This window comes from Nonomuraea sp. NPDC002799 (assembly GCF_053592075.1).
This window is the reverse complement of record NZ_JBSFVA010000063.1, coordinates 1-19,317: the sequence shown is the minus strand read 5'-3', so window position 1 is coordinate 19,317 and position 19,317 is coordinate 1. Positions and strand designations below refer to the sequence as shown.

21 protein-coding genes and 1 riboswitch are annotated in these 19,317 nt (G+C 68.5%); of the genes, 12 read left to right on the top strand and 9 right to left on the bottom strand.

From position 1 onward, the window contains the following. Positions 1-10: 10 nt before the first annotated feature. The 3 genes from ACWD0F_RS49335 to ACWD0F_RS49325 all read right to left on the bottom strand — a co-directional run bounded on the left by ACWD0F_RS49335 (position 11) and on the right by ACWD0F_RS49325 (position 2,113). Positions 11-166 carry a hypothetical protein gene (locus ACWD0F_RS49335; RefSeq protein ID WP_449889714.1) on the bottom strand — a complete coding sequence of 52 codons (156 nt, stop codon included), beginning with the start codon at positions 164-166 and terminating at the stop codon, positions 11-13. A gap of 170 nt (positions 167-336) precedes the next feature. After that, entirely contained in the window at positions 337-1,203 is an 867-nt protein-coding gene (locus tag ACWD0F_RS49330; protein ID WP_449889712.1) for an ABC transporter ATP-binding protein, read from the bottom strand. Further along, on the bottom strand, positions 1,196-2,113 hold the full coding sequence (locus tag ACWD0F_RS49325; protein ID WP_449889710.1) for an ABC transporter permease: 918 nt from the start codon (positions 2,111-2,113) through the stop codon (positions 1,196-1,198). Before ACWD0F_RS49325 ends, ACWD0F_RS49330 begins: the two co-directional genes overlap by 8 nt. Positions 2,114-2,585: 472 nt before the next feature. Here ACWD0F_RS49325 and ACWD0F_RS49320 point away from each other — a divergent pair, with 472 nt between their 5' ends. The 5 genes from ACWD0F_RS49320 to ACWD0F_RS49300 all read left to right on the top strand — a co-directional run bounded on the left by ACWD0F_RS49320 (position 2,586) and on the right by ACWD0F_RS49300 (position 8,280). Continuing rightward, entirely contained in the window at positions 2,586-4,226 is a 1,641-nt protein-coding gene (locus ACWD0F_RS49320; protein WP_449889708.1) for a peptide ABC transporter substrate-binding protein, read from the top strand. Between the two features lie 122 nt (positions 4,227-4,348). Continuing rightward, entirely contained in the window at positions 4,349-5,293 is a 945-nt protein-coding gene (locus ACWD0F_RS49315) for an ABC transporter permease (protein WP_449889706.1), read from the top strand. After that, complete coding sequence (locus tag ACWD0F_RS49310) at positions 5,286-6,230, top strand: ABC transporter permease (protein WP_449889705.1); 945 nt, start codon at positions 5,286-5,288, stop codon at positions 6,228-6,230. Before ACWD0F_RS49315 ends, ACWD0F_RS49310 begins: the two co-directional genes overlap by 8 nt. A 12-nt stretch (positions 6,231-6,242) precedes the next feature. Further along, positions 6,243-7,277, top strand: coding sequence for an ABC transporter ATP-binding protein (locus ACWD0F_RS49305; RefSeq protein WP_449889703.1), 1,035 nt, complete (start codon positions 6,243-6,245; stop codon positions 7,275-7,277). Further along, on the top strand, positions 7,264-8,280 hold the full coding sequence (locus tag ACWD0F_RS49300; protein ID WP_449889701.1) for an ABC transporter ATP-binding protein: 1,017 nt from the start codon (positions 7,264-7,266) through the stop codon (positions 8,278-8,280). Before ACWD0F_RS49305 ends, ACWD0F_RS49300 begins: the two co-directional genes overlap by 14 nt. Before the next feature lie 105 nt (positions 8,281-8,385). On the opposite strand, the gene ACWD0F_RS49295 is transcribed toward ACWD0F_RS49300, so the two are convergent. From ACWD0F_RS49295 to ACWD0F_RS49275, 5 genes are all read right to left on the bottom strand, one after another. After that, on the bottom strand, positions 8,386-9,573 hold the full coding sequence (locus ACWD0F_RS49295; protein ID WP_449889700.1) for a lipid-transfer protein: 1,188 nt from the start codon (positions 9,571-9,573) through the stop codon (positions 8,386-8,388). Continuing rightward, the gene (locus tag ACWD0F_RS49290) at positions 9,570-9,974 is read right to left on the bottom strand and encodes a Zn-ribbon domain-containing OB-fold protein (RefSeq protein WP_449889698.1); all 405 of its coding nucleotides are present in this window, start codon (positions 9,972-9,974) and stop codon (positions 9,570-9,572) included. The genes ACWD0F_RS49295 and ACWD0F_RS49290 overlap by 4 nt, the downstream gene beginning before the upstream one ends. A 26-nt stretch (positions 9,975-10,000) precedes the next feature. Further along, complete coding sequence (locus tag ACWD0F_RS49285; protein ID WP_449889697.1) at positions 10,001-11,140, bottom strand: S8 family serine peptidase; 1,140 nt, start codon at positions 11,138-11,140, stop codon at positions 10,001-10,003. Then, positions 11,137-11,700, bottom strand: a complete 564-nt coding sequence (locus tag ACWD0F_RS49280) for a hypothetical protein (RefSeq protein ID WP_449889695.1) — start codon at positions 11,698-11,700, stop codon at positions 11,137-11,139. The genes ACWD0F_RS49285 and ACWD0F_RS49280 overlap by 4 nt, the downstream gene beginning before the upstream one ends. A 128-nt stretch (positions 11,701-11,828) precedes the next feature. Next, the gene (locus ACWD0F_RS49275) at positions 11,829-12,635 is read right to left on the bottom strand and encodes an SAM hydrolase/SAM-dependent halogenase family protein (RefSeq protein ID WP_449889694.1); all 807 of its coding nucleotides are present in this window, start codon (positions 12,633-12,635) and stop codon (positions 11,829-11,831) included. Between the two features lie 117 nt (positions 12,636-12,752). Between ACWD0F_RS49275 and ACWD0F_RS49270 the strand changes: the two genes are divergently transcribed. The 3 genes from ACWD0F_RS49270 to ACWD0F_RS49260 are packed head-to-tail and all read left to right on the top strand — an operon-like array spanning position 12,753 to position 14,500. Then, a complete protein-coding gene (locus ACWD0F_RS49270; RefSeq protein ID WP_449889692.1) occupies positions 12,753-13,052 on the top strand; it encodes a DUF3263 domain-containing protein in 300 nt (99 codons plus the stop codon). A 39-nt stretch (positions 13,053-13,091) separates the two neighbouring features. Next, positions 13,092-13,862, top strand: coding sequence for a trehalose-phosphatase (otsB, locus tag ACWD0F_RS49265; RefSeq protein WP_449889691.1), 771 nt, complete (start codon positions 13,092-13,094; stop codon positions 13,860-13,862). A 35-nt stretch (positions 13,863-13,897) separates the two neighbouring features. Then, positions 13,898-14,500, top strand: a complete 603-nt coding sequence (locus ACWD0F_RS49260) for a hypothetical protein (protein WP_449889690.1) — start codon at positions 13,898-13,900, stop codon at positions 14,498-14,500. Positions 14,501-14,564: 64 nt separating this feature from the next. Here the strand turns inward: ACWD0F_RS49260 and ACWD0F_RS49255 are convergent, their stop codons facing one another. Beyond that, positions 14,565-15,989 (bottom strand): alpha,alpha-trehalose-phosphate synthase (UDP-forming), encoded by a 1,425-nt coding sequence (locus ACWD0F_RS49255; RefSeq protein WP_449889688.1) that lies wholly within the window; start codon positions 15,987-15,989, stop codon positions 14,565-14,567. 31 nt (positions 15,990-16,020) lie between these two features. Here ACWD0F_RS49255 and ACWD0F_RS49250 point away from each other — a divergent pair, with 31 nt between their 5' ends. The 4 genes from ACWD0F_RS49250 to ACWD0F_RS49235 all read left to right on the top strand — a co-directional run bounded on the left by ACWD0F_RS49250 (position 16,021) and on the right by ACWD0F_RS49235 (position 18,788). After that, positions 16,021-16,575: an RNA polymerase sigma factor gene (locus ACWD0F_RS49250; RefSeq protein WP_449889686.1), complete on the top strand. Its 555-nt coding sequence runs from the start codon at positions 16,021-16,023 to the stop codon at positions 16,573-16,575. A 78-nt stretch (positions 16,576-16,653) separates the two neighbouring features. Then, positions 16,654-16,795: riboswitch (SAM riboswitch) on the top strand. 13 nt (positions 16,796-16,808) lie between these two features. Next, the gene (gene thrC, locus ACWD0F_RS49245; RefSeq protein WP_449889684.1) at positions 16,809-18,041 is read left to right on the top strand and encodes a threonine synthase; all 1,233 of its coding nucleotides are present in this window, start codon (positions 16,809-16,811) and stop codon (positions 18,039-18,041) included. Between the two features lie 24 nt (positions 18,042-18,065). After that, positions 18,066-18,341 carry a MoaD/ThiS family protein gene (locus ACWD0F_RS49240; RefSeq protein ID WP_449889682.1) on the top strand — a complete coding sequence of 92 codons (276 nt, stop codon included), beginning with the start codon at positions 18,066-18,068 and terminating at the stop codon, positions 18,339-18,341. A gap of 246 nt (positions 18,342-18,587) precedes the next feature. After that, a complete protein-coding gene (locus ACWD0F_RS49235; RefSeq protein WP_173525743.1) occupies positions 18,588-18,788 on the top strand; it encodes a cold-shock protein in 201 nt (66 codons plus the stop codon). Positions 18,789-19,317 lie beyond the last annotated feature (529 nt).

Below are 19,317 nucleotides of genomic sequence, written 5' to 3'. Positions count from 1 at the left end.
CGGTGGCGGGTCAGGGCAGGCGGACGCCGGTGCGGCGGCCTATCTGGGCCTGGAGTCTGGCCATCTGCCAGTGCAACTCCAGAAGCTGCTCGGCTAGCTGCATTCGCGGGATGTCGGCCACGTCCTCGGTGGCCAGGTGGTCGATTGCGGTTGAGAGCTCTACCATCGCGCGCCCCCACTCCATCGCCGTTTCCTTGGATCGAATTGACGTTCGAATCCTATCGGAACGCGCGGCTCGTTGTCAGTCATTCGCCTCTCGCGTCGCGGGAGTTTCGCACACAAGATCGAATCCGGGCATGCAAAAACCCGCACCCTGCGGTGCGGGCGTGCGGTGGATCAGCCCTTGTTGTAGGCGGCGATGACTTCCTTGGGGTCGCCGTCCATCTTGATCTTGCCCTTGTGCAGCCAGATGACCCGGTTGCAGGTCTCCTCGATCACCCTGAGGTCGTGGGCCACCAGGAAGACCGTGCCGGCCGACTCGCGGATCTGGCGGATGCGCGCCTCGCTCTTCTTGCGGAACTCGCGGTCGCCGGTCGCCAGGGCCTCGTCGATGAGCAGCACGTCGTGGGTCTTGGCGGAGGAGATGGCGAACCGCAGGCGGGCGCCCATGCCGGAGGAGTAGGTGGACATGGGCAGCTGGACGAACTCATCGATGCCGGAGAAGTCGACGATCTCCTGGTATTTCTCCCGGACCTCGGCCGGCGACATGCCCATGGCGTAACAGCCGAGGACGATGTTGCGCTCACCGGTCAGATCACGCATGAGCGCCGCGTTCACGCCCAGCAACGAGGGCTGCCCGTCGGTGTAGACGGCGCCCTCGTGGGGCGGCAGCAGGCCCGCGATGGCCCGCAGCAACGTGGACTTGCCCGAGCCGTTGCGCCCCACGATGCCGATGGCGTCGCCGTGATAGGCCACGAAGGTCACGCCCTTGACCGCGTGGACCTCTTTCATCTGCGGACGCCCCTGACGCCGCAGAATGCGCGTGAGGGCGTTGACCGCGTTGCCCTTCTCCGACTCCGAGGCCGCGCCGTAGACGCGGTAGACGATGTGGAGGTCGTCGACGATGACGGTGGGAGTGCCCGTGGGGACGTCAAGAGGCCGCTTGCCTGAAGGCTCCGGGTTGGGATGCACCCTCACATCCTTACCGGGGACGGCGGGCTTCTCGCCCTTCACCTGTGACAGCTCCTTGGTCAGTTCAGCCACGTCCGTACCTCTCCTCGGACCGCCAGAAGTACCAGAAGCCGAAGCCGAGTGCGAACACCGCCCAGAATACGCAAGACAGCCACACCATCGGCGGGGGCGTGTGGCTTCCGATGAGGATGTCGCGCATCCACTCGATGTAGGAGGCCGCCGGGTTGAGGTACATCACGTTGGCGACCCACTGCGGGAGCTCGGCGCTCCCGACGACTTTCTCCTGGATGGAGAAGAACACACCCGAGGCGTAGAGCCACGTGCGCGTGATGAACGGGAGCAACTGGTTGAGGTCGCGCATGGAGGCGCCCATGCGGGCGATCACCAGCGCCGCGCCGACGTTGAACAGCGTCTGCAGGATCAGCACCACCGGGATCATGAGCCAGAACCAGGTGGGGAACTCGCCGGTGAGGACCACGATCACGACCAGCACGCCCATGGAGATGGCGAGTTGCTGCAGCTCCTGGATCGTGTAGGCGAGCGGCAGCGCCGCCCTCGGGAAGTGCAGGGCGCGGATCATCGACAGGTTGCCGGAGATCGACTTGGCGCCCGCGGTGACGGTGCGCTGCGTGTAGGTGAAGACGAACATCCCGGTCAGCAGGAACGCGGGGTAGTTCTCGATGTTGCCCTTGCCGCCCAGGATCAGGCCGAACATCACGTAGTAGATCGCCGCGTTGAGCAGCGGCGTCAGCACCTGCCAGAGCTGGCCGAGGGCCGAGTTGGAGTATTTCGAGACGTTGCGCGAGGTCGCGTACGTCAGGATGAAGTGTCGGCGCTCCCATAGCTGGCGCACGTAGACAGGGAACCTCGGCCGCGCGATGGCGCGACGAAGTCCGTATCTCTTGGCGAGCTTGGCCAGCGGCTCCTGCCCGCTCAGGCCGCCCGCCTGGGCGTCCGCGACAGCGGATTCCGGCTGGCTCATGGCAAGGACTCTATTGGATCCCGGTCGGTGAGGTGCCTGCCGCACGGGTTGGCGACGGGCAGTTGGGCGGAGTCTTCGGACACCGGATTCCAAGGTGGCGTCAAGACCTGCTCAACCGTAGCCCAGGCGGCCGGAGCGTGGGGGCAAGGGCACGACCACTCTGCGATAGGGGATATTTTTCATCGACTGTTCACGCCCGGGCTACACCCGTTGAGGATCACTTGTACGGTTTGATCTACTTCGAGCGAAATGTCCGTGACGTGGGATAGGCGCACGTGTGACCGAACTGCAACGCGCCAGAGACTTCCTGGTGGCAAGTAGTAAGGGATAGTCGCGAGCGACTGGCAGGGCGTCGGCTGGTTTGACCATGTCAGCCAAATCCGGGGGGATACCAGGACCCCTCCGTCAGGCTGCTCGCGATCACCGCAGCTCAGCGCTTACGCCCACTGTAGAGGGAGGAATTTCTTTCACCATGCGTGTTACTAAGGGCGCACAGATCGTCGCCGGTACCGCGCTGCTCGCCCTCGCGGTTGCCGCGTGTGGCGGCGGTGCCTCGGACAACAGCGGCACTGCCGCGGGCGGCGGCGCAGAAACGCCGGTCCGCATGGAGCTCGGTGAGCCCCAGGAGCTTTTGGTCCCGTCGAACACGACGGAGTCCGAGGGTTCTGAGACGCTGGCCGCGTTGTTCGAGCCGCTCGTCAACTACGACGAGAACAAGAACGCGGTCGAGGCAGCTGCCGAGTCGATCACCAGCGATGACCAGAAGGTCTGGACGATCAAGCTCAAGTCAGGTTACACCTGGCACAACGGCGAGCCGCTCATCGCTCAGAACTACGCGGACGCGTGGAACTACGCGGCCAACCAGGAGAACGCGCAGAGCGCCGGTTACTTCTTCGGCCGTGTCGACGGCTTCGCCGACCTGAACCCGGGTGAGGGCAAGCCGGTCACCGCCAAGGGCATGAAGGGCCTTGAGGCGATCGACGACTCGACGCTGAAGGTCACGCTCACCGCGCCGTTCTCGCAGTTCAAGGTCATGCTCGGCTACACCGCCTTCTACCCTCTGCCCAAGGCCGCCTTCGGCCCCGACGGCAAGGTGACGCAGGCGTACGGCGAGCAGCCCATCGGACAGGGTCTGTTCAAGCTGGACAAGCCCTTCAAGAAGGGCACCGACCAGAGCATCGACATGACGGTCTACGACAAGTACCCGGGTAAGAAGCCGACGGGCTGGACCAAGCTCCAGTTCAAGCTCTACACGGACTCTGACGTGGCCTTCAACGACCTCCAGGCCGACAACCTCGACATCCACGACTCGCTCGGCCCCGCCGCGATCGCCACCGCCAAGTCGACCCTCGGCGAGCGCTACCAGGACCAGCCGGACGCCGGCGTCGGCTACATCGGCGTTCCGCTGAAGTACAACGCCGAGCTGGACAAGGTCGACATCCGCAAGGCCATCTCGATGGCCATCGACCGCAAGACCATCGCCGAGACCGTCTTCTCCGGCACCCGCTCGCCGGCTGACGACTTCATCAACCCGGCCATCGCCGGTTACCGTCAGGGCGCCTGCGCGGCCTGCACGTACAACCCGGCCGAGGCCAAGAAGCTCTACGAGAGCGCGGGCGGCCCCAAGAAGCTCGAAATCGGCTACAACGCCGACGGTCCGCACAAGGAGTGGATCGAGGCCGTCGCCAACAACCTGCGGGCGAACCTGGGCATCGACGCGGTCGCCAAGCCGTTCGAGAAGTTCGCCAGCATCCTGGACGAGCTGGACAGCAAGAAGTACAAGGGCCTGTTCCGGATGGGCTGGGCCATCGACTACCCGTCGGCGGAGAACTACCTGTCGCCGATCTTCAGCACGGGCGCCATCGCGACCGGATCCAACTACGGCGGTTACTCGAACAAGAAGTTCGACGACCTGATCGCCCAGGGGGACCAGGCCGCGACCGTCGAGGAAGGCCTGAAGTTCTACCAGCAGGCCGACGACATCCTCAACGCGGAACTGCCCTACATCCCGGTGTACTTCTACCGGAACAACTCTGGCTATTCCACGAAGGTCAAGAACGTCCACATCAACCTGCTCAACCAGGTCGAGTGGTCGGACGTCGAGAAGGTCTGACGTTGTTCCCCGGGGGCGGGCGCGGCGTGCCCGCCCCTGTGAGGTAAGCGTGGGGGCAGTCATTTCGGCCGAGAACCCCTAAGGTCGAGGGACTGCCTTCTTCGCATGTACGGGAGGCTTAAATGGGCCGTTACATCATCAGGCGTCTACTTCAGGCGATACCTGTCCTGTTGGGCGCCACCCTGCTGATATTCGCCATCGTCTTCGCGCTTCCTGGTGATCCCATCGCGGCGCTGGCCGGCGAGAAGCGCGCAGACCCCAACATCGTCGCGATCCTGCGCGAGCAGTATCACCTCAACGACCCGCTGCTGCTGCAATATTGGCACTACATCAGCGGGGTGCTCTTCCGCGCGGACTTCGGTGTCACGTTCTCCGACGTGCCCGTGTCGCAGATCATGGCGGGCAAGTTCCAGGTCACCCTGAACCTGGCGCTGACCGCGCTGGTCATCGAGGCGGTCATCGGCGTCGGTCTCGGTCTCTGGGCGGCGCTCCGCCGCGGCCAGGCCATCGACACCATGATCCTCGCCTCGTCGCTGCTGCTGATCTCGGTGCCGACCCTGGTGTCCGGATTCGTGCTGCAGTTCATCCTCGGCGTGAAGCTCAAGCAGTGGACCGGGCTCGACGTCTTCCCGATCGCGGGCATCACCAACGGCTTCCGCAGCTACCTGCTGCCAGGCTTCGTGCTCGCCGGTACGTCGATCGCCTATCTCACCCGTCTCACCAGGACCAGCCTGGCCGAGACACTTCGGGCCGACTTCATCAGGACGGCCACCGCCAAGGGGCTGTCCCGCCAACGGGTCGTCGGCAGGCACGCGCTCCGCAACGCGCTGATCCCGCTCGTCACGTTCTTGGGAGCCGACCTCGGCAACCTCATGGGCGGCGCGGTCATCACCGAGAGGATCTTCAACCTGCCGGGCATCGGCCTGCAGCTCTTCAACTCGGTGTACCTGCGGGAACAGCCCGTCGTCGTCGGTATCGTGACCATTCTGGTGCTGATCTACATCTTGGCCAACCTGGCCGTCGATGTGATGTACGCAGTGCTCGACCCGAGGATCCGCTATGAGTGACATTCTGCCGGGCGGGCCCGTCATCGCCCCCGAGGAAAGCCCCGTTCCCCCTTCACCGCGGAAGACGAAGTCGGCCAAGCCCGCCAGCCTCTGGTCGGACGCCTGGTACGACCTGCGGCGCAAGCCCATCTTCCTGATCTCCTGCGGCATCATCGCCGTGCTGGTCCTGATGGCCGTCTGGCCCTCGCTGTTCAGCTCGATCGACCCGTTCGACGCCAGGACGTGCGATCTGGCCACGGCCAGGCAGGGTCCCAGCGGCGGTCATCCGTTCGGCCGGGACAACCTGGGCTGCGACATGTACGCCAGGACCATCTACGGTGCGGCGAACTCACTGAAGATCGGCATCAGCACCACGATCGCCGCGGCGATCATCGGTGGCCTGACCGGTCTCATCGCCGGGTTCTTCGGCGGCCGCACCGACACCGTGGCCTCCCGGATCACGGAGATCTTCTTCGCCATCCCCAGCATCCTGGGCGCGCTGCTGATCGGCTCGACCTTTCGCGACAGCGGGTTCGGCATCTGGCTGGTCGTCGCCGCACTGACGATCCTGGGCTGGCCGATGACGTTCCGGATCATGAGAGCGGCGGTCATCACCGCCAAGAACCAGGACTTCGTGGTCGCCGCCAGGGCGCTCGGGGCCGGCTCCGGGCGGATCATGTTCCGGCACCTGCTGCCGAACGCGCTGGCCCCCGTGATCGTCATCGCGACGATCAACCTCGGCGGGTTCATCGCGGCCGAGGCGGCACTCTCGTACCTGGGTGTGGGCGTGCAGCCGCCGGAGATCTCCTGGGGCCTGATGATCGCGGACGCGCAGCGCCGGTTCCTCGACGCGCCGCTGCCGCTGATCTTCCCGGCCGTGTTCCTGAGCATCACCGTGCTCGCGTTCATCATGCTGGGCGACGCCGTCCGCGACGCGCTCGACCCGAAGCTCAGGTAAAGGGGGGATGAAGTGAAGAAGACGTCGACGGATGTGTTGCCCGCCGAGGGAGGGCTGGGCGACGAGCCGCTGCTGGCGGTCGACAACTTGCACGTGGAGTTCCGCACCCGTGCGGGCATCGTGCGAGCCGTGAACGGCGTGAGCTACACGGTCAACCCCGGCGAGACGCTGGCGGTGCTGGGCGAGTCGGGTTCCGGCAAGTCCGTGACCGCGCAGGCGATCATGGGCATCCTGGACATGCCGCCGGCGGTGATCCCCAAGGGGGAGATCCGCTTCAAGGGCACCGACCTGCTCAAGCTGTCCGAAGAGGCCCGTACGCAGGTGCGCGGCCAGCGGATCGCGATGGTCTTCCAGGACGCGCTCTCCGCGCTCAACCCGGTGTTCACCGTGGGCTGGCAGATCAGCGAGATGTTCCGGGTGCACCGTGGCCTGTCCAAGGGCGACGCGCTGAAGAAGGCCATCGAGCTGATGGACCGGGTGCGCATCCCGGCCGCCAGGCAGCGCGTCCACGACTACCCGCACCAGTTCTCCGGAGGCATGCGGCAGCGCATCATGATCGCCATGTCGATCGCGCTGGACCCCGAGGTGCTGATCGCCGACGAGCCGACCACGGCGCTCGACGTGACCGTCCAGGCGCAGATCATGGAGCTGCTGGCCGAGCTGCAGCGTGAGAGCCAGATGGGTCTCATCCTGATCACGCACGACCTGGGCGTCGTCGCCGACGTGGCCGACAAGATCTCCGTCATGTACGCGGGGCGCATCGTCGAGAACGCCCCCGTGCACGACATCTACAGGTCGCCCGCGCATCCGTACACCAAGGGTCTGCTGGAGTCGATCCCCCGGGTCGACCTCAAGGGGCAGGACCTGTACGCGATCAAGGGGCTGCCGCCCAACCTGCTCGACCTGCCGTCCGGATGCTCGTTCCATCCGCGCTGCCCGTACAAGCAGGACGACTGCGTGACCACCGTTCCGCCGCTGCACGAGATCGGCGGCGGGCGGAACAGTGCCTGCCACTACTGGAGGGAGGTCCTCGATGGCGAGCGGTAACGAACGCATCCTTGAGGTGCGTGACTTGGTCAAGCACTTCCCGCTGACGCAGGGCATCCTCTTCAAACGGCAGATCGGCGCGATCAAGGCCGTCGACGGCGTCTCGTTCGACCTGCACAGGGGCGAGACGCTGGGCATCGTGGGCGAGTCGGGTTGTGGCAAGTCCACGCTCGCCAAGGTGCTGATGGCGCTGGAGCGGCCCACGTCGGGCTCGGTGCTGGTCAACGGCCGGGACATCGGCAAGGCCAAGGGCGGCGAGCTCAAGCGCATGCGCCGCAACATCCAGATGGTCATGCAGGACCCGTACACCTCGCTGAACCCCCGGATGACCGTCGGCGACATCATCGGGGAGCCGTACGAGATCCACACCGAGGTGGCGCCGAAGGGCAGCCGGCGGGTGAAGGTGCAGGAGCTGCTGGAGGTCGTGGGTCTCAACCCCGACCACATCAACCGCTACCCGCACCAGTTCTCCGGCGGTCAGCGGCAGCGCATCGGCATCGCCAGGGGACTGGCGCTCCAGCCCGAGGTCATCGTCTGCGACGAGCCCGTGTCGGCGCTGGACGTGTCGATCCAGGCGCAGGTGATCAACCTGCTGGAGAAGCTGCAGAAGGAGTTCGGCCTGGCCTACATCTTCATCGCCCACGACCTGTCGGTGGTGCGGCACATCTCCGACCGCGTCGGGGTGATGTACCTGGGCAAGTTCGTGGAGCTCGGCAAGGACACCGAGATCTACGACAAGCCGGCTCATCCGTACACGCAGGCGCTGCTGTCGGCGGTGCCCGTGCCCGACCCCGAGGGGCGCGAGCAGCGTGAGCGGATCATCCTGCAGGGCGACCCGCCCTCGCCCGCCAACCCGCCGTCCGGCTGCCGGTTCAGGACCCGGTGCTGGAAGGCGCAGGAGATCTGTGCGGAGGAGGAGCCGCTGCTGCAGATCAGGCCGGGGACCGGGCACGAGAGTGCCTGTCACTTCGCCGAGACGCACGACGTGGTGCACGTCGGCTGATCGTCGGTTGGCCGCGGGCCCTTCCAGGAGCATCTCCTGGGAGGGCCCGCGTCATGTCAGGAGCGCGTCCCGCGCCGGTGTCAGGAGCGCGTCCGGGAAAGCGCGTCATGTCGTGGCGATGAGGGCGGAGCCGTGACCGAAGAGGCCCTGGTTGACGGCGAGGCCCGTCCGGGCGCCCGATACCTGGCGCGCCCCCGCGCGGCCCCGCAACTGGGTGGCCAGCTCGCAGAGTTGCGCGATGGCCTGGGCCGGGATGGCCTCCCCGAACGAGGCCAGGCCGCCCGATGGATTGACCGGCAGCCGGCCCCCGAGCGCGGTGGCGCCCTCGCGCAGCAGCTTGTCCGCCTCACCGGGGGCGCACAGGCCGACGTCCTCCATCCAGTCCAGCTCCAGGGCCGTCGAAAGGTCGTACACCTCCGCCAGCGAGACGTCCTCGGGCCCGAGCCCGGCCTCCTCGTAGGCCGCGTGCGCGATCGCCGCCCTGAACGGCCGCTCCGGCGGCGGGACGGCGGCGGGGGAGTCCGTGGCGAAGTTCGGCAGCTCCAGGATCGTGCTGGGGAAGGTCGGGGTGACGGTGGAGACGGCGGCCAGGCGCACCAGGCCGGTGGCGCCGGCCTGGCGCCGGGCGTAGGACTCCGAGGCCAGCACCACCGCCGCGCCCCCGTCCGAGGTGGCGCAGATGTCCATGAGCCGCAGCGGGTCGGCCACCATGGGGGAGGCCAGCACCTCCTCGGCGGTGACCGGCTTGCGGTAGCGGGCCATGGGGTTGAGTGAGCCGGCCAGCGCGTTCTTGACCTTGACGGCGGCGAAGTCGGCGGAGGTGGAGCCGTAGCGGGCCATGCGACGGCGCGCGTATAAGCCGAAATATCCAGGATTTGTCGCGCCGAGGAGGCGGAAACGCAACCAGTCGGGGTCGTCCGGCCGATCACCGCCCACCGGGGTGAAGAAGCCCTTGGGGGTCGAGTCCGCCCCCACGACCAGGGCCACGTCGCACAAGCCCGCCAGGATCCGGGTACGCGCGATGTCCACGGCCTGGGCCCCCGACGCGCACGCCGCGTAGCAGGAGGCCACCCTGGCCCCCGACCACCCCAGCGCCTGGGCGTAGGAGGCGCCGGCGACGAACCCCGGGTAGCCGTTCCTGATCGTGTCGGCCCCCACCACGAACTGCACGTCCGTCCAGGCCACCCCGGCGTCCCGCAGGGCCGCGCGGGCCGCCGCGACGCCGTACTCCAGGAAGGGCCTGCCCTGCTTGCCCCACGGGTGCATGCCCGTGCCCAGCACCACCACGCTCATGAGGGCCGCCCCCACATCCACACCAGCGGCCCGTCCGCCAGCGGCCCCGAGGTGAGCTCCAGCTCCATGCCGACCTCCAGCTCGTTCACCGTCAGGCCGCTGACCTGACCGAGCACCACGATCCCGACGTCGTCGAGCTCGACCGCGGCCAGCGTCACCGGCACGTACGGCTCGGCCGCCACGTACGGCGCGGGCGGCGGGTAGCACGCGTTGGTGTAGGACCAGACGCGCCCCCGCCTGGGCAGCCTGACCACCTCCGCCGTCTCGCCTTCGCAGCGCGGATTGGGGCAGAACCCGCGCCGGGGCGGGAAGCACACGGTGCCGCAGGACCCGCATCGGGCGCCCAGCAGCGCGACCCCGTCCGCGCCGACGGCGAACCAGCCCTCGATCGCCATAGTCATACGCAGGAGTATCACACAAGCGCTTGCTAGGTTGAATCCCTGTCGCGCCCGCGCCGCCGCCGCAGCAGCACGCGCGCCGCCATCGCCGCGGCCAGCAGCACCATCCCCGCCACCACGGGCAACCTGGAGGCGGGCGCCGAGCCGGCCGGGCCGCCGCCGAAATACGGCCCCGGCCGGGGGAGGCCGGTCGCGGCGACGTCCATCCGCGCCGCCTGGCGCAGGGCGAGCAGCGCGTTGGCCACGCCGTGCCCGTAGGCGCTGCTGTAGCCGTCCGGGGGTTGCCGCCTGGTGCCCAGCTCGATGGCCATGCGCACGTGGTAGGGCGACATGTCGGGATGCGCCGACTTGATCAGGGCCGCCACGCCCGCCACCATGGCGGCGGCCGAGCTGGTGCCGTCGCCCACCACGTACGAGTCGCCGCCGTCGGCGGTCACGATCTCCGCCCCGGGGGCGACCACGGACAGGTAGTCCTGCCTGTTGGAGAAGGGCGCGACCTTGAGCGCGCGGTCCACGGCGCCCACGGCGATCACGCCGGGGTAGGCGGCGGGGAAGTTCTTCCTGTTGGCCGCGCCTCCGTCGTTGCCGGACGAGGCCACCAGCACGGCGCCCTTGCCGATCGCGTACTGGACGGCCTCCTCCTCCGACGCCGAGCCCTCCCAGGTCCCGCTGCCGCCGCCCAGCGACATGCTGATCACGCCGGCGCCGTGGTCGGCCGCGTAGCGGATGCCCCTGGCCAGGGCGTCGCTCTCGGCGGAGCGCCGCTTCTCGCGCAGCGGGTCGCCGTTCTCCAGCGTGACCCGCACGGACAGCACCTTGGCGGCGGGCGCCACGCCGACGACGCCGCGCCCGTCGCCGTGCCCGCGCCCGGCGATCAGGCTGGCCATGGCGGTCCCGTGATGTCCCCACACGCCTTTGGCGACCCCGGTCAGGTCGGGGCCCTGGAGCACGGCGCCCGTCAGGTCGGGGTGGTGGCCGTTCACGCCGGTGTCGAGCACGGCCACCACGACGCCCGCGCCCCTGCTCGCCCGCCACGCCTCGGGCAGGCGCAGCACGCCGAGCTGCCACTGCCCGGCCCGCGCGACCTCGCCCACGTCGTCGGAGGCGCTCGGGGAGGCGAGCCCGAGCACGCACGCGGCCAGCAGGAAGGGGACGACGAGCCTGGTCATCGGGTCAGCGCCCGGTGCAGCGCGGTCGCGAGCCGGCGCGCGGTGTCGCGCAGCCTCGGCACGGCGTGGTCACCCGGCCGGTACGGCCGCCCGTCGGCGTAGCCGGCTGCCGTGGCGACCAGGTACCGCTCGCCGGAGCCGATCAGCGCCCCGGTCACGTACTGCCGCTCGCCGAACCGTTCCGCGGGCCCGCCGGGGAAGGCCACGGGCCGCACGGTCGCCGGCCGGCCGGTGGCGAAGGGGCCGGCGGCGGGGCCGTCGAGCACGGCGATGCCCACGGTGGCGACGTAGGTGTGGGTGCTGTCGGCGTACGTGGCGCGTAACGCGGTGCGGCAGCCGGGCCGGACCGCGGCGGCCTGGAACGCCGCCGGGCAGGACGCCTCGGGGGCGATCCCGGCCAGCACGTACGTCACCCGCGCCCCCGACGGGCTCACGCCCGCCACCGCGCTGGGGAAGACCTGCGCCACGGGCCACGCGTGCCAGCGCTCTGACACGGGTGGCTCCGGCGCCGGCCAGGTCATGGACAAGATGGAGATGAGCACCACGGACAGCTGGAACACGTCAACCTCGAAGGAAGGGGAGGGACGTCCGATTTGCCCGTGCATTCTGACACGCGATCACCGTAGCAATCCGACGCTTTCGGTAAACAGACCGATACGCGGAGTAATTCCTATCTGTGGCTTTAGTCCTATCGAGTGGGGGAAAGTCGGACATGAGCGCCGGGTGGGAGCCCCAGCCGCTGGGCCGCGTCACCGGAGTTGACCGCGAGCGCGATCAGCCCCGCCGAGTCCGCGAACGCCACCAGCTCCCCGGGCGGGACCGCCGTGAACGTCTCCCGGTACGGCATCGCGAGCTGCCGCCGCCCCATCCACACCCCCAGCGTGTCGCCCACCTGGACACCGAGCGCGTCCAGGTCGCCGGCCGCGATCGAGAGCTGGGTGTTGCCGTAGCGGTCGATCGAGACGACCTCGCCCTCCACCGAGCCGTCGCGCAGCAGCGAGGTCGGATTCGGCAGCGACACCAGCCGGTCGAGCGGCAGCTCGGGCCCCAGGTCCGCCGCCGGCAACCCGCCGCACAACCGCCCCGCGACCGGCGAGAACACGTCCCGCCCGTGAAAGGTCGGCGAGACGGGCCGCAGGAAGTGCCGCGCGTTCCTGATCTCGTACGCCGCCCGCGCGCCGCCGCTGGCGTGCACCGCCCACGACAGCAGCCCGTTGTCCGGGCCGATGAACACCCGGCCGCCCGCCTCGACGGCCACCGCTCGCCTGGCGCCGCCCGCGCCCGGATCGACCGCGCCGATGTGGATGCCGGGAGGGAGATACGGGATGGTCTGTGCGAGAACCGCCGCGCCACGCCGTACGTCGCCCGGCGGGATCAGGTGGCACACGTCGATCACCCTGGCCTCGGGGGCGATCCCGGCAATCACTCCATGACAGGCCGCCACATAACCATCTTCAAGCCCGTAGTCGGTGAGGAGGGTGATTACTGAGGTCACATTTCGGGACTGTACGTCTCTCAATCCGCCGTGAACAGCCGCACTCGGCACATTACGATGGCCACGGGCCGCGTGCGCGCGACGTGATCGTCGCCCGCCCCTTCCGAGGAGGACATCATGGGAGCACCGCTCAGCGGTGACGATGCCGCCCCCGAATCGTCCCGCCCACCGCTGTCGGAGCGCGATCTGGAGCTCCTCGCCTTCGAACGCCAGTGGTGGCGTTACGCGGGCGCGAAGGAGCATGCCATCAAGGAGGCCTTCGGGTTCTCCGCCACCCGCTATTACCAGTTGCTCGGCGAATTGATCGACAGACCTGAAGCACTGGAGCACGACCCCATGCTGGTCAAACGACTGCGCAGGTTACGCTCCACCCGCCAGCGTGACCGTGCGGCCAGAAGGCTTGGCATGCGCCCCTGACCGGCTGGGTACGGCAGCCGCGTGAGGAACATCCCTGGAATGGAATCGATTCTGAGTGATCCGGCAGGCGCCGTGATCGGACTCGACTTCGACGGCACACTGTCGCCGATCGTGCCCGACCCCGCCAAGGCCGTGATCCACCCGAAGGCGCCCGCGGTGCTCGCCGAGCTGGGCGCGCACGTCCGCGCGGTGGCCATCGTGACCGGCCGGCCACCGGCCACCGCGCTGGAGCTCGGGCCCGGCCTGGCCGACGTGCCCGGGCTGGTCATCCTCGGCCACTACGGCTTCGAGCGCTGGGAGAACGGCCGGATCTCCGCGCCGCCCCCGCCACCTGGCGTGCCGCGGGCCAAGGCGGAGCTGCCGCTCGTGCTCGGCCCGCTGGGCCTGGACGGCGTGCTGATCGAGGACAAGGGCCGGGCCGTGGCGGTGCACACCAGGCGGGCCGCCGATCCGGAGGGCGCGCTCGCCACGCTGCGCGAGCCGCTGGCCAAGCTGGCCGCCAAGCACGGCCTGGTGATCGAGCCCGGCCGCCTGGTGCTGGAGCTGCGCTCGCCCGGCATCGACAAGGGCCACGCGCTGAGCCTGTTCCTGGCCGAGCGGGCCGCGAGCTCCGTGCTCTTCGCCGGTGACGACCTCGGCGACCTGCCCGCCTTCGACGCCGTACGCGGGTCGGGGCTGCCGGGCGTGACCGTGTTCAGCGGCTCCGCCGAGGTGACCGAGCTGGCCGAGCAGGCCGACATCGTGGTGGACGGGCCGGACGGCGTGGTGGCGCTGCTGGCGGAGCTCGTGGCGGCGTTCAGCCGTTCGTGACTGATCTGCAAGTCACGGCCCCTACGTTCTGGCACATGTCCAAGCGATCTCTCGCCGTCGCGGCCCTGGCCGCGGCCACCCTCCTCGCCGCCCCCCTGCCCGCCGCCTCCGCCTCTCCCTCCGCCGCCTCCGTCCACGCCGCTCCCGCTCAGCAGCTCAAGCTCAGGGGCGGGCTGACGCTCTACATCCCCATCCAGTGGAAGGTCTACGGCGGCGGCACGGACGCGGTCCAGGTGGTCACCGGCAAGTGCGCCAAGCCTGGAGGCTGGGGCACGCCCGAATGCGACGCCTTCTACGTTTTCGGGCCCGGTTACATCAAGCGCGGCGCCGAGGGCTTCGGGCCCTACACCGGCAAGCGGCCCTTCTACACGGCGAGCGACGTGCAGCCGTGTCCGGTCAACCGGAAGTGGGGCGAGATCATCGGCCCGAAGGTCGCCAGGGGCCTGCGCCAGCTCGGCCCGGGGCACAAGGCGGCCTACAACGCCTGGCGGGCCACCTGCGTCAGCTACTCCAGCGGCAAGGTGCGGGCGCGTTTCACGCAGCGTGAGTGGTATCTGCCGAAGACCAAGCTCGTGGTGGTCGACCAGTGGAACACGCCGGGCCTGGCCGACGCGCTCAAGCACGCCGACTGGTCCTGACGGCCGTCAGGGCGCCGGGCCGGGCTCGGTCGCGGTCAGGGCGCCGGGCCGGGCTCGGTCGCGGTCAGGTCAGGGCGTCGAGCTGGGCTGCCAGCCACTTCTGCGGTGGCAGCGCGGTGGCCGCCGCGCGCAGTTTGTCGCGGCGCGACCTGCGCTCGTCCTCCGGCATGATCAGCGCCTGGTGCAGGGCGGCGGCCGTGCCGCTGATGTCGTAGGGGTTGACGACGAGCGCGTGGGGGCCCAGCTCGGCCGCCGCCCCCGCCTCTCGCGACAACACCAGCGCGCACCTCGGCGACAGGATCGGGCCCTCCTTGGCGACCAGGTTCATGCCGTCGCGGATGGGATTGACGAGCAGCACGTCGGCCAGCCGGTACGCGGCCAGCGAGCGCGGATAGTCGTCGTTGACGTTGAGGATCAGCGGATCCCAGTCCTCGGTGGCGTACTCGTCCTCGATCTGCTGGGCGCAGCGCTGCACCGACGCGGTGTACTCCCGGTATTCGGGCAGGTCGTGCCGGCTCGGGTAGGCGAAGGCCAGGTGCACCACCCGCCCGTGCCACTCGGGATGGGCGGCGAGGAACTCGCCGTAGGCCACCAGGCCGCGCACGATGTTCTTCGACAGCTCGGTGCGGTCGATGCGGACGATCAGCCGGCGGTCGCCCACCTGCTCCTTGATCGCCGTCATGTGCGACTCGACGTCGGGCTCGCCCGCCCGCTCCCACAACGCGTCGCCGTCCACGCCCAGGCTGTGCACGCCGATGCGGGTCGTCCGGCCCTCGTGGGTGACGCTGCGCCCGGCGCGGTCGACCTCCGCGCCCAGGAGAGCCTCGCAGCAGTCCATGAACGCCTGGGCCCACCTGTCGGCCAGGAACCCGGCGTGATCGGCTCCCAGGATGCCTTCCAGGACCTCTCCGGCCACGTCGTCGGGCAGCAGGGAGAAGTATTCGGGCGGCGCCCACGGGGTGTGGCTGAAATGGGCGATGCGGAGATCGGGCCGCTCGGCGCGGAGCATCGCCGGCGTCAGCGTCAGGTGGTAGTCCTGCACCATCACGCGGGCGCCGTGCCCGGCCTCCTCGGCCAGCGCCAGCGCGAACGCGCCGTTGTAGTCGCGGTAGGACTCCCACTCCCGCTCGAACCTGGTGCCGAAGTTGGGCGCGTTGGGGATGTCGTAGAGCAGGTGGTTGACGAACCACAGGGTCGAGTTGGCCACGGCGTTGTAGGCGCGGTGGAAGGTGGCGGGCGGGATGTCGAGCATCCGCAGCGGGCCCGTGTCGTAGCCCGCCTGGTCGATCCGGCCGCCCGGAGCCTGGCGTACGGCGCTGCGGTCGCCGTCGGACAGCGCGGCGCAGACCCACAGGACGCCGTCGCCCTTGGCCACCGCCGACAACCCCGAGACCAGGCCGCCACCGCCGCGCTTCATGGTGAGTTCGCCGTCGTCGGAGACGGTGAAGGAGACAGGCCCTCTGTTGGAGGCCACCAATACGCTGTTCATCGGGGCTCCTTTCGCCCATAGGATCCCAGCTATGGCGCTTGACGAGCTAACCGAGGAACTCGCCCGCTCCGCCGCCGCCGGAGATCATCGCGCACTTGGCGAGCTCCTGGCGCGGATCGAGCCCGATGTGATGCGGCACTGCGCCCGAATCCTGCCCTACACCCAGGACGCGGAGGAAGCCTCGCAGGACACGCTGCTGGCCGTGGCGCGCAACATCGGGCGCTTCGAGGGGCGGGCGAGGTTCAGCACCTGGCTGCACATCGTGACGGCCAACTGCGCGCGGACGACCTACCGGTCGCTCAAGCGCAGGTCCGCCGAGCAGACCTCCGACGAGCTGCCCATGCAGAAACCCGACGTGCGGCGGGTCAGCGTGATCGCCGGCTCGCGGCTCGACCTCCTCGACGCCATGGAGGCGCTGGAGGCCGACAAGCCCGACCTGGCGCAGGCGCTCGTGCTGCGCGACATCGTCCAGCTCGACTACAGCGAGGTGGCCGAGCAGCTCGGCATCCCGCTCGGCACCGCCAAGTCCCGCATCCACCAAGCGCGCAAATATGTGCAGGGTGTGCTGGGTGAGGACTATCGCTGAGACTGCACTTCTCACATCCTGAGACGGGTGGCCGTTTCGGCCACTTGTGCGGGTAGAGTCCTTTTCACAACTGAATATTGCTCATCCAGAGGGGCGGAGGGACCGGCCCTGCGAAGCCCCGGCAACCCTCCCGGCTTTCGACTCGCGACCTGGCGAGGCCGACCGGGACAAGGTGCCAATTCCGGTTCGCGGTCAAGGTGGCCGCGGGCGAAGATGAGGGAAGGCCTCGCTTCATGTCGCTCGACTTTGGTCCTGCTGTCGCTCTCTCCTGCCGCGAGTGCGGCACCCGTTACCCCCTGGGTCCCAGCTTCGCCTGTCAGGAATGTTTCGGGCCGCTGGAGGCGGCCTACTCCTTCGGCGAGGTCACCCGCGCGGACATCGAGTCGGGTCCCGCCAACATCTGGCGCTATCGCGCGCTGCTTCCGGTTCCCGCGGACGTCACCAGTAAGCCCAATATGAACCCCGGCTGGACCAAATTGGTCAAGGCCGGAAATCTCGGCGCCGCTCTCGGCATCAAGTCCCTGTACGTCAAGGACGACTCGGGCAACCCCACCCACTCCTTCAAGGACCGGGTGGTGGCCATGGCCGTCGAGGCGGCGCGCAACTTCGGCTTCCACACGCTCTCCTGCTCCTCCACGGGCAACCTCGCGGGCGCGGTCACGGCCGCGGCGGCGCGGGCGGGGCTCGACGCGTGCGTGTTCATCCCGGCCGACCTCGAACAGGCCAAGATCGCCATGGCCCGCGTGTTCGGGGGCCGGATCATCGGCATCGAGGGCAACTACGACGCCGTCAACCGGTTCTGCTCCGAGTTGATCGGCGACCCCCTGGGTGACAAGTGGGGGTTCACCAACATCAACCTGCGGCCTTACTACGCCGAGGGCTCCAAGACACTCGCGTACGAGATCGCCGAGCAACTCGGCTGGCGGCTGCCGGAGCAGATCATCATCCCGATCGCCTCCGGGTCGCAGCTCACGAAGATCGACAAGGGCTTCAAGGAGCTCGTGGCGCTGGGCCTCGTCGAGGACACGCCTTACAAGATCTTCGGAGCGCAGGCGGCCGGGTGCTCGCCGGTCTCCACGGCCTACAAGGCCGGGCACGACGTCGTCCAGCCCGTCAAGCCCGACACCATCGCCAAGTCGCTGGCCATCGGCAACCCGGCCGACGGCCCGTACGTGCTCGACATCGCCCGGCGCACCGGAGGGGGCGTCGAGGACGTCACGGACCCCGAGATCGTGGCCGCCATCAAGCTGCTGGCCTCGACCGAGGGCATCTTCGCCGAGACCGCCGGCGGCGTGACCGTGGGTGTGCTCAAGAAGCTCGTCGAAGCGGGACAACTCGACCCCGAGGCCGAGACCGTCGTGCTGAACACCGGCGACGGCCTCAAGACGCTCGACGTCATCGCCGGCGACGCCAAGCCCACCGCCGTGATCCGGCCCTCCCTCGACGCGTTCCGCGCGACTGTCTGACAATCAGGAAAGGCGACTTAAACCATGAGCGTTTCTGTGCGGATTCCCACCATCCTGCGCACCTACACCGGTGATCGCGCGGAAGTGAGTGGCGAGGGTGCGACTCTTCGTGACGTTCTCGCCAAGCTTGACTCCGACTACCCGGGGATCGGCGCGAGAATTCTGGATGAATCGGGCAAGATTCGTCGTTTCGTCAACGTTTATGTTGGGGAAGAGGACGTCCGTTTCGCCGAGGGTCTCGACACTCCGGCACCAGAAGGCACACAGATCTCCATCATCCCGGCGGTCGCCGGCGGCTGAGCGCGACAGACCCGACACTTGAGAAGGCGCCCCAAGTGGGCGCCTTCTCCATTTCCCGGGCAATTCAACCTTGGACCACCCCATCGTACGGAGAAATACGTAGTTTGCGGATTGACTCTGTTGCCAAACCCCGTGCCACAGGTATGGTCGAGGGCGATCGGCTGGCGGATTTCCCGTTAAGTCAGACGATTACGGGTCTCGCGGAGGAATGGGCGAGGTCTGTGAGCCCAGTAAGAGGAGTCGGAAGTGGCGCAGGGCACCGTCAAATGGTTCAACGCGGACAAGGGCTACGGCTTCATCGCGGTAGACGGTGGTAAGGATGTATTCGTCCATTACTCAGCGATCATGATGGACGGGTACCGCTCTCTCGAACAAGGACAGCGTGTCGAGTTCGAGATCACGCAGGGCCAGAAGGGACCGCAGGCAGAAGCTGTCCGGGCGGTCTGATTCACCTCACTGGTATGCACCGGCCGGAACGCACGGCAGCGCAGTCCGTGCGAGCCTGCCAACCTCCGTTTCGTCGAGATCTCTATGGCGAGCCGCCCGGTGGGCCGCGTCCAGCGGTTCGCCGTAATGGGGGGATTCGTCCCCATGGGGCGGCTCGCCGTACAGACTGACTGACCTGGGCGGGGACGCCGGGCCGGGGGCTCCTCGCTTGCACTCGGCAGGGTAGAGTGCTAAACAGTCGTTGGCACTCTGTGCAGCAGAGTGCCAACAACCGGATCGAGACGATGGGGTCTGCCGCACGGAGATGCAGCCCCATGCCGTCGCGGGCATCGCCTCGGTTCTGGACAAGCCACCCTGCATCTGGGAGGTCTAGCCTTATGGCAGCCAAGATGATCGCGTTTGACGAGGACGCCCGGCGCGGTCTCGAGCGTGGAATGAACCAGCTCGCCGACGCCGTCAAGGTGACCTTGGGCCCCAAGGGCCGCAACGTCGTGCTGGAGAAGAAGTGGGGCGCTCCCACGATCACCAA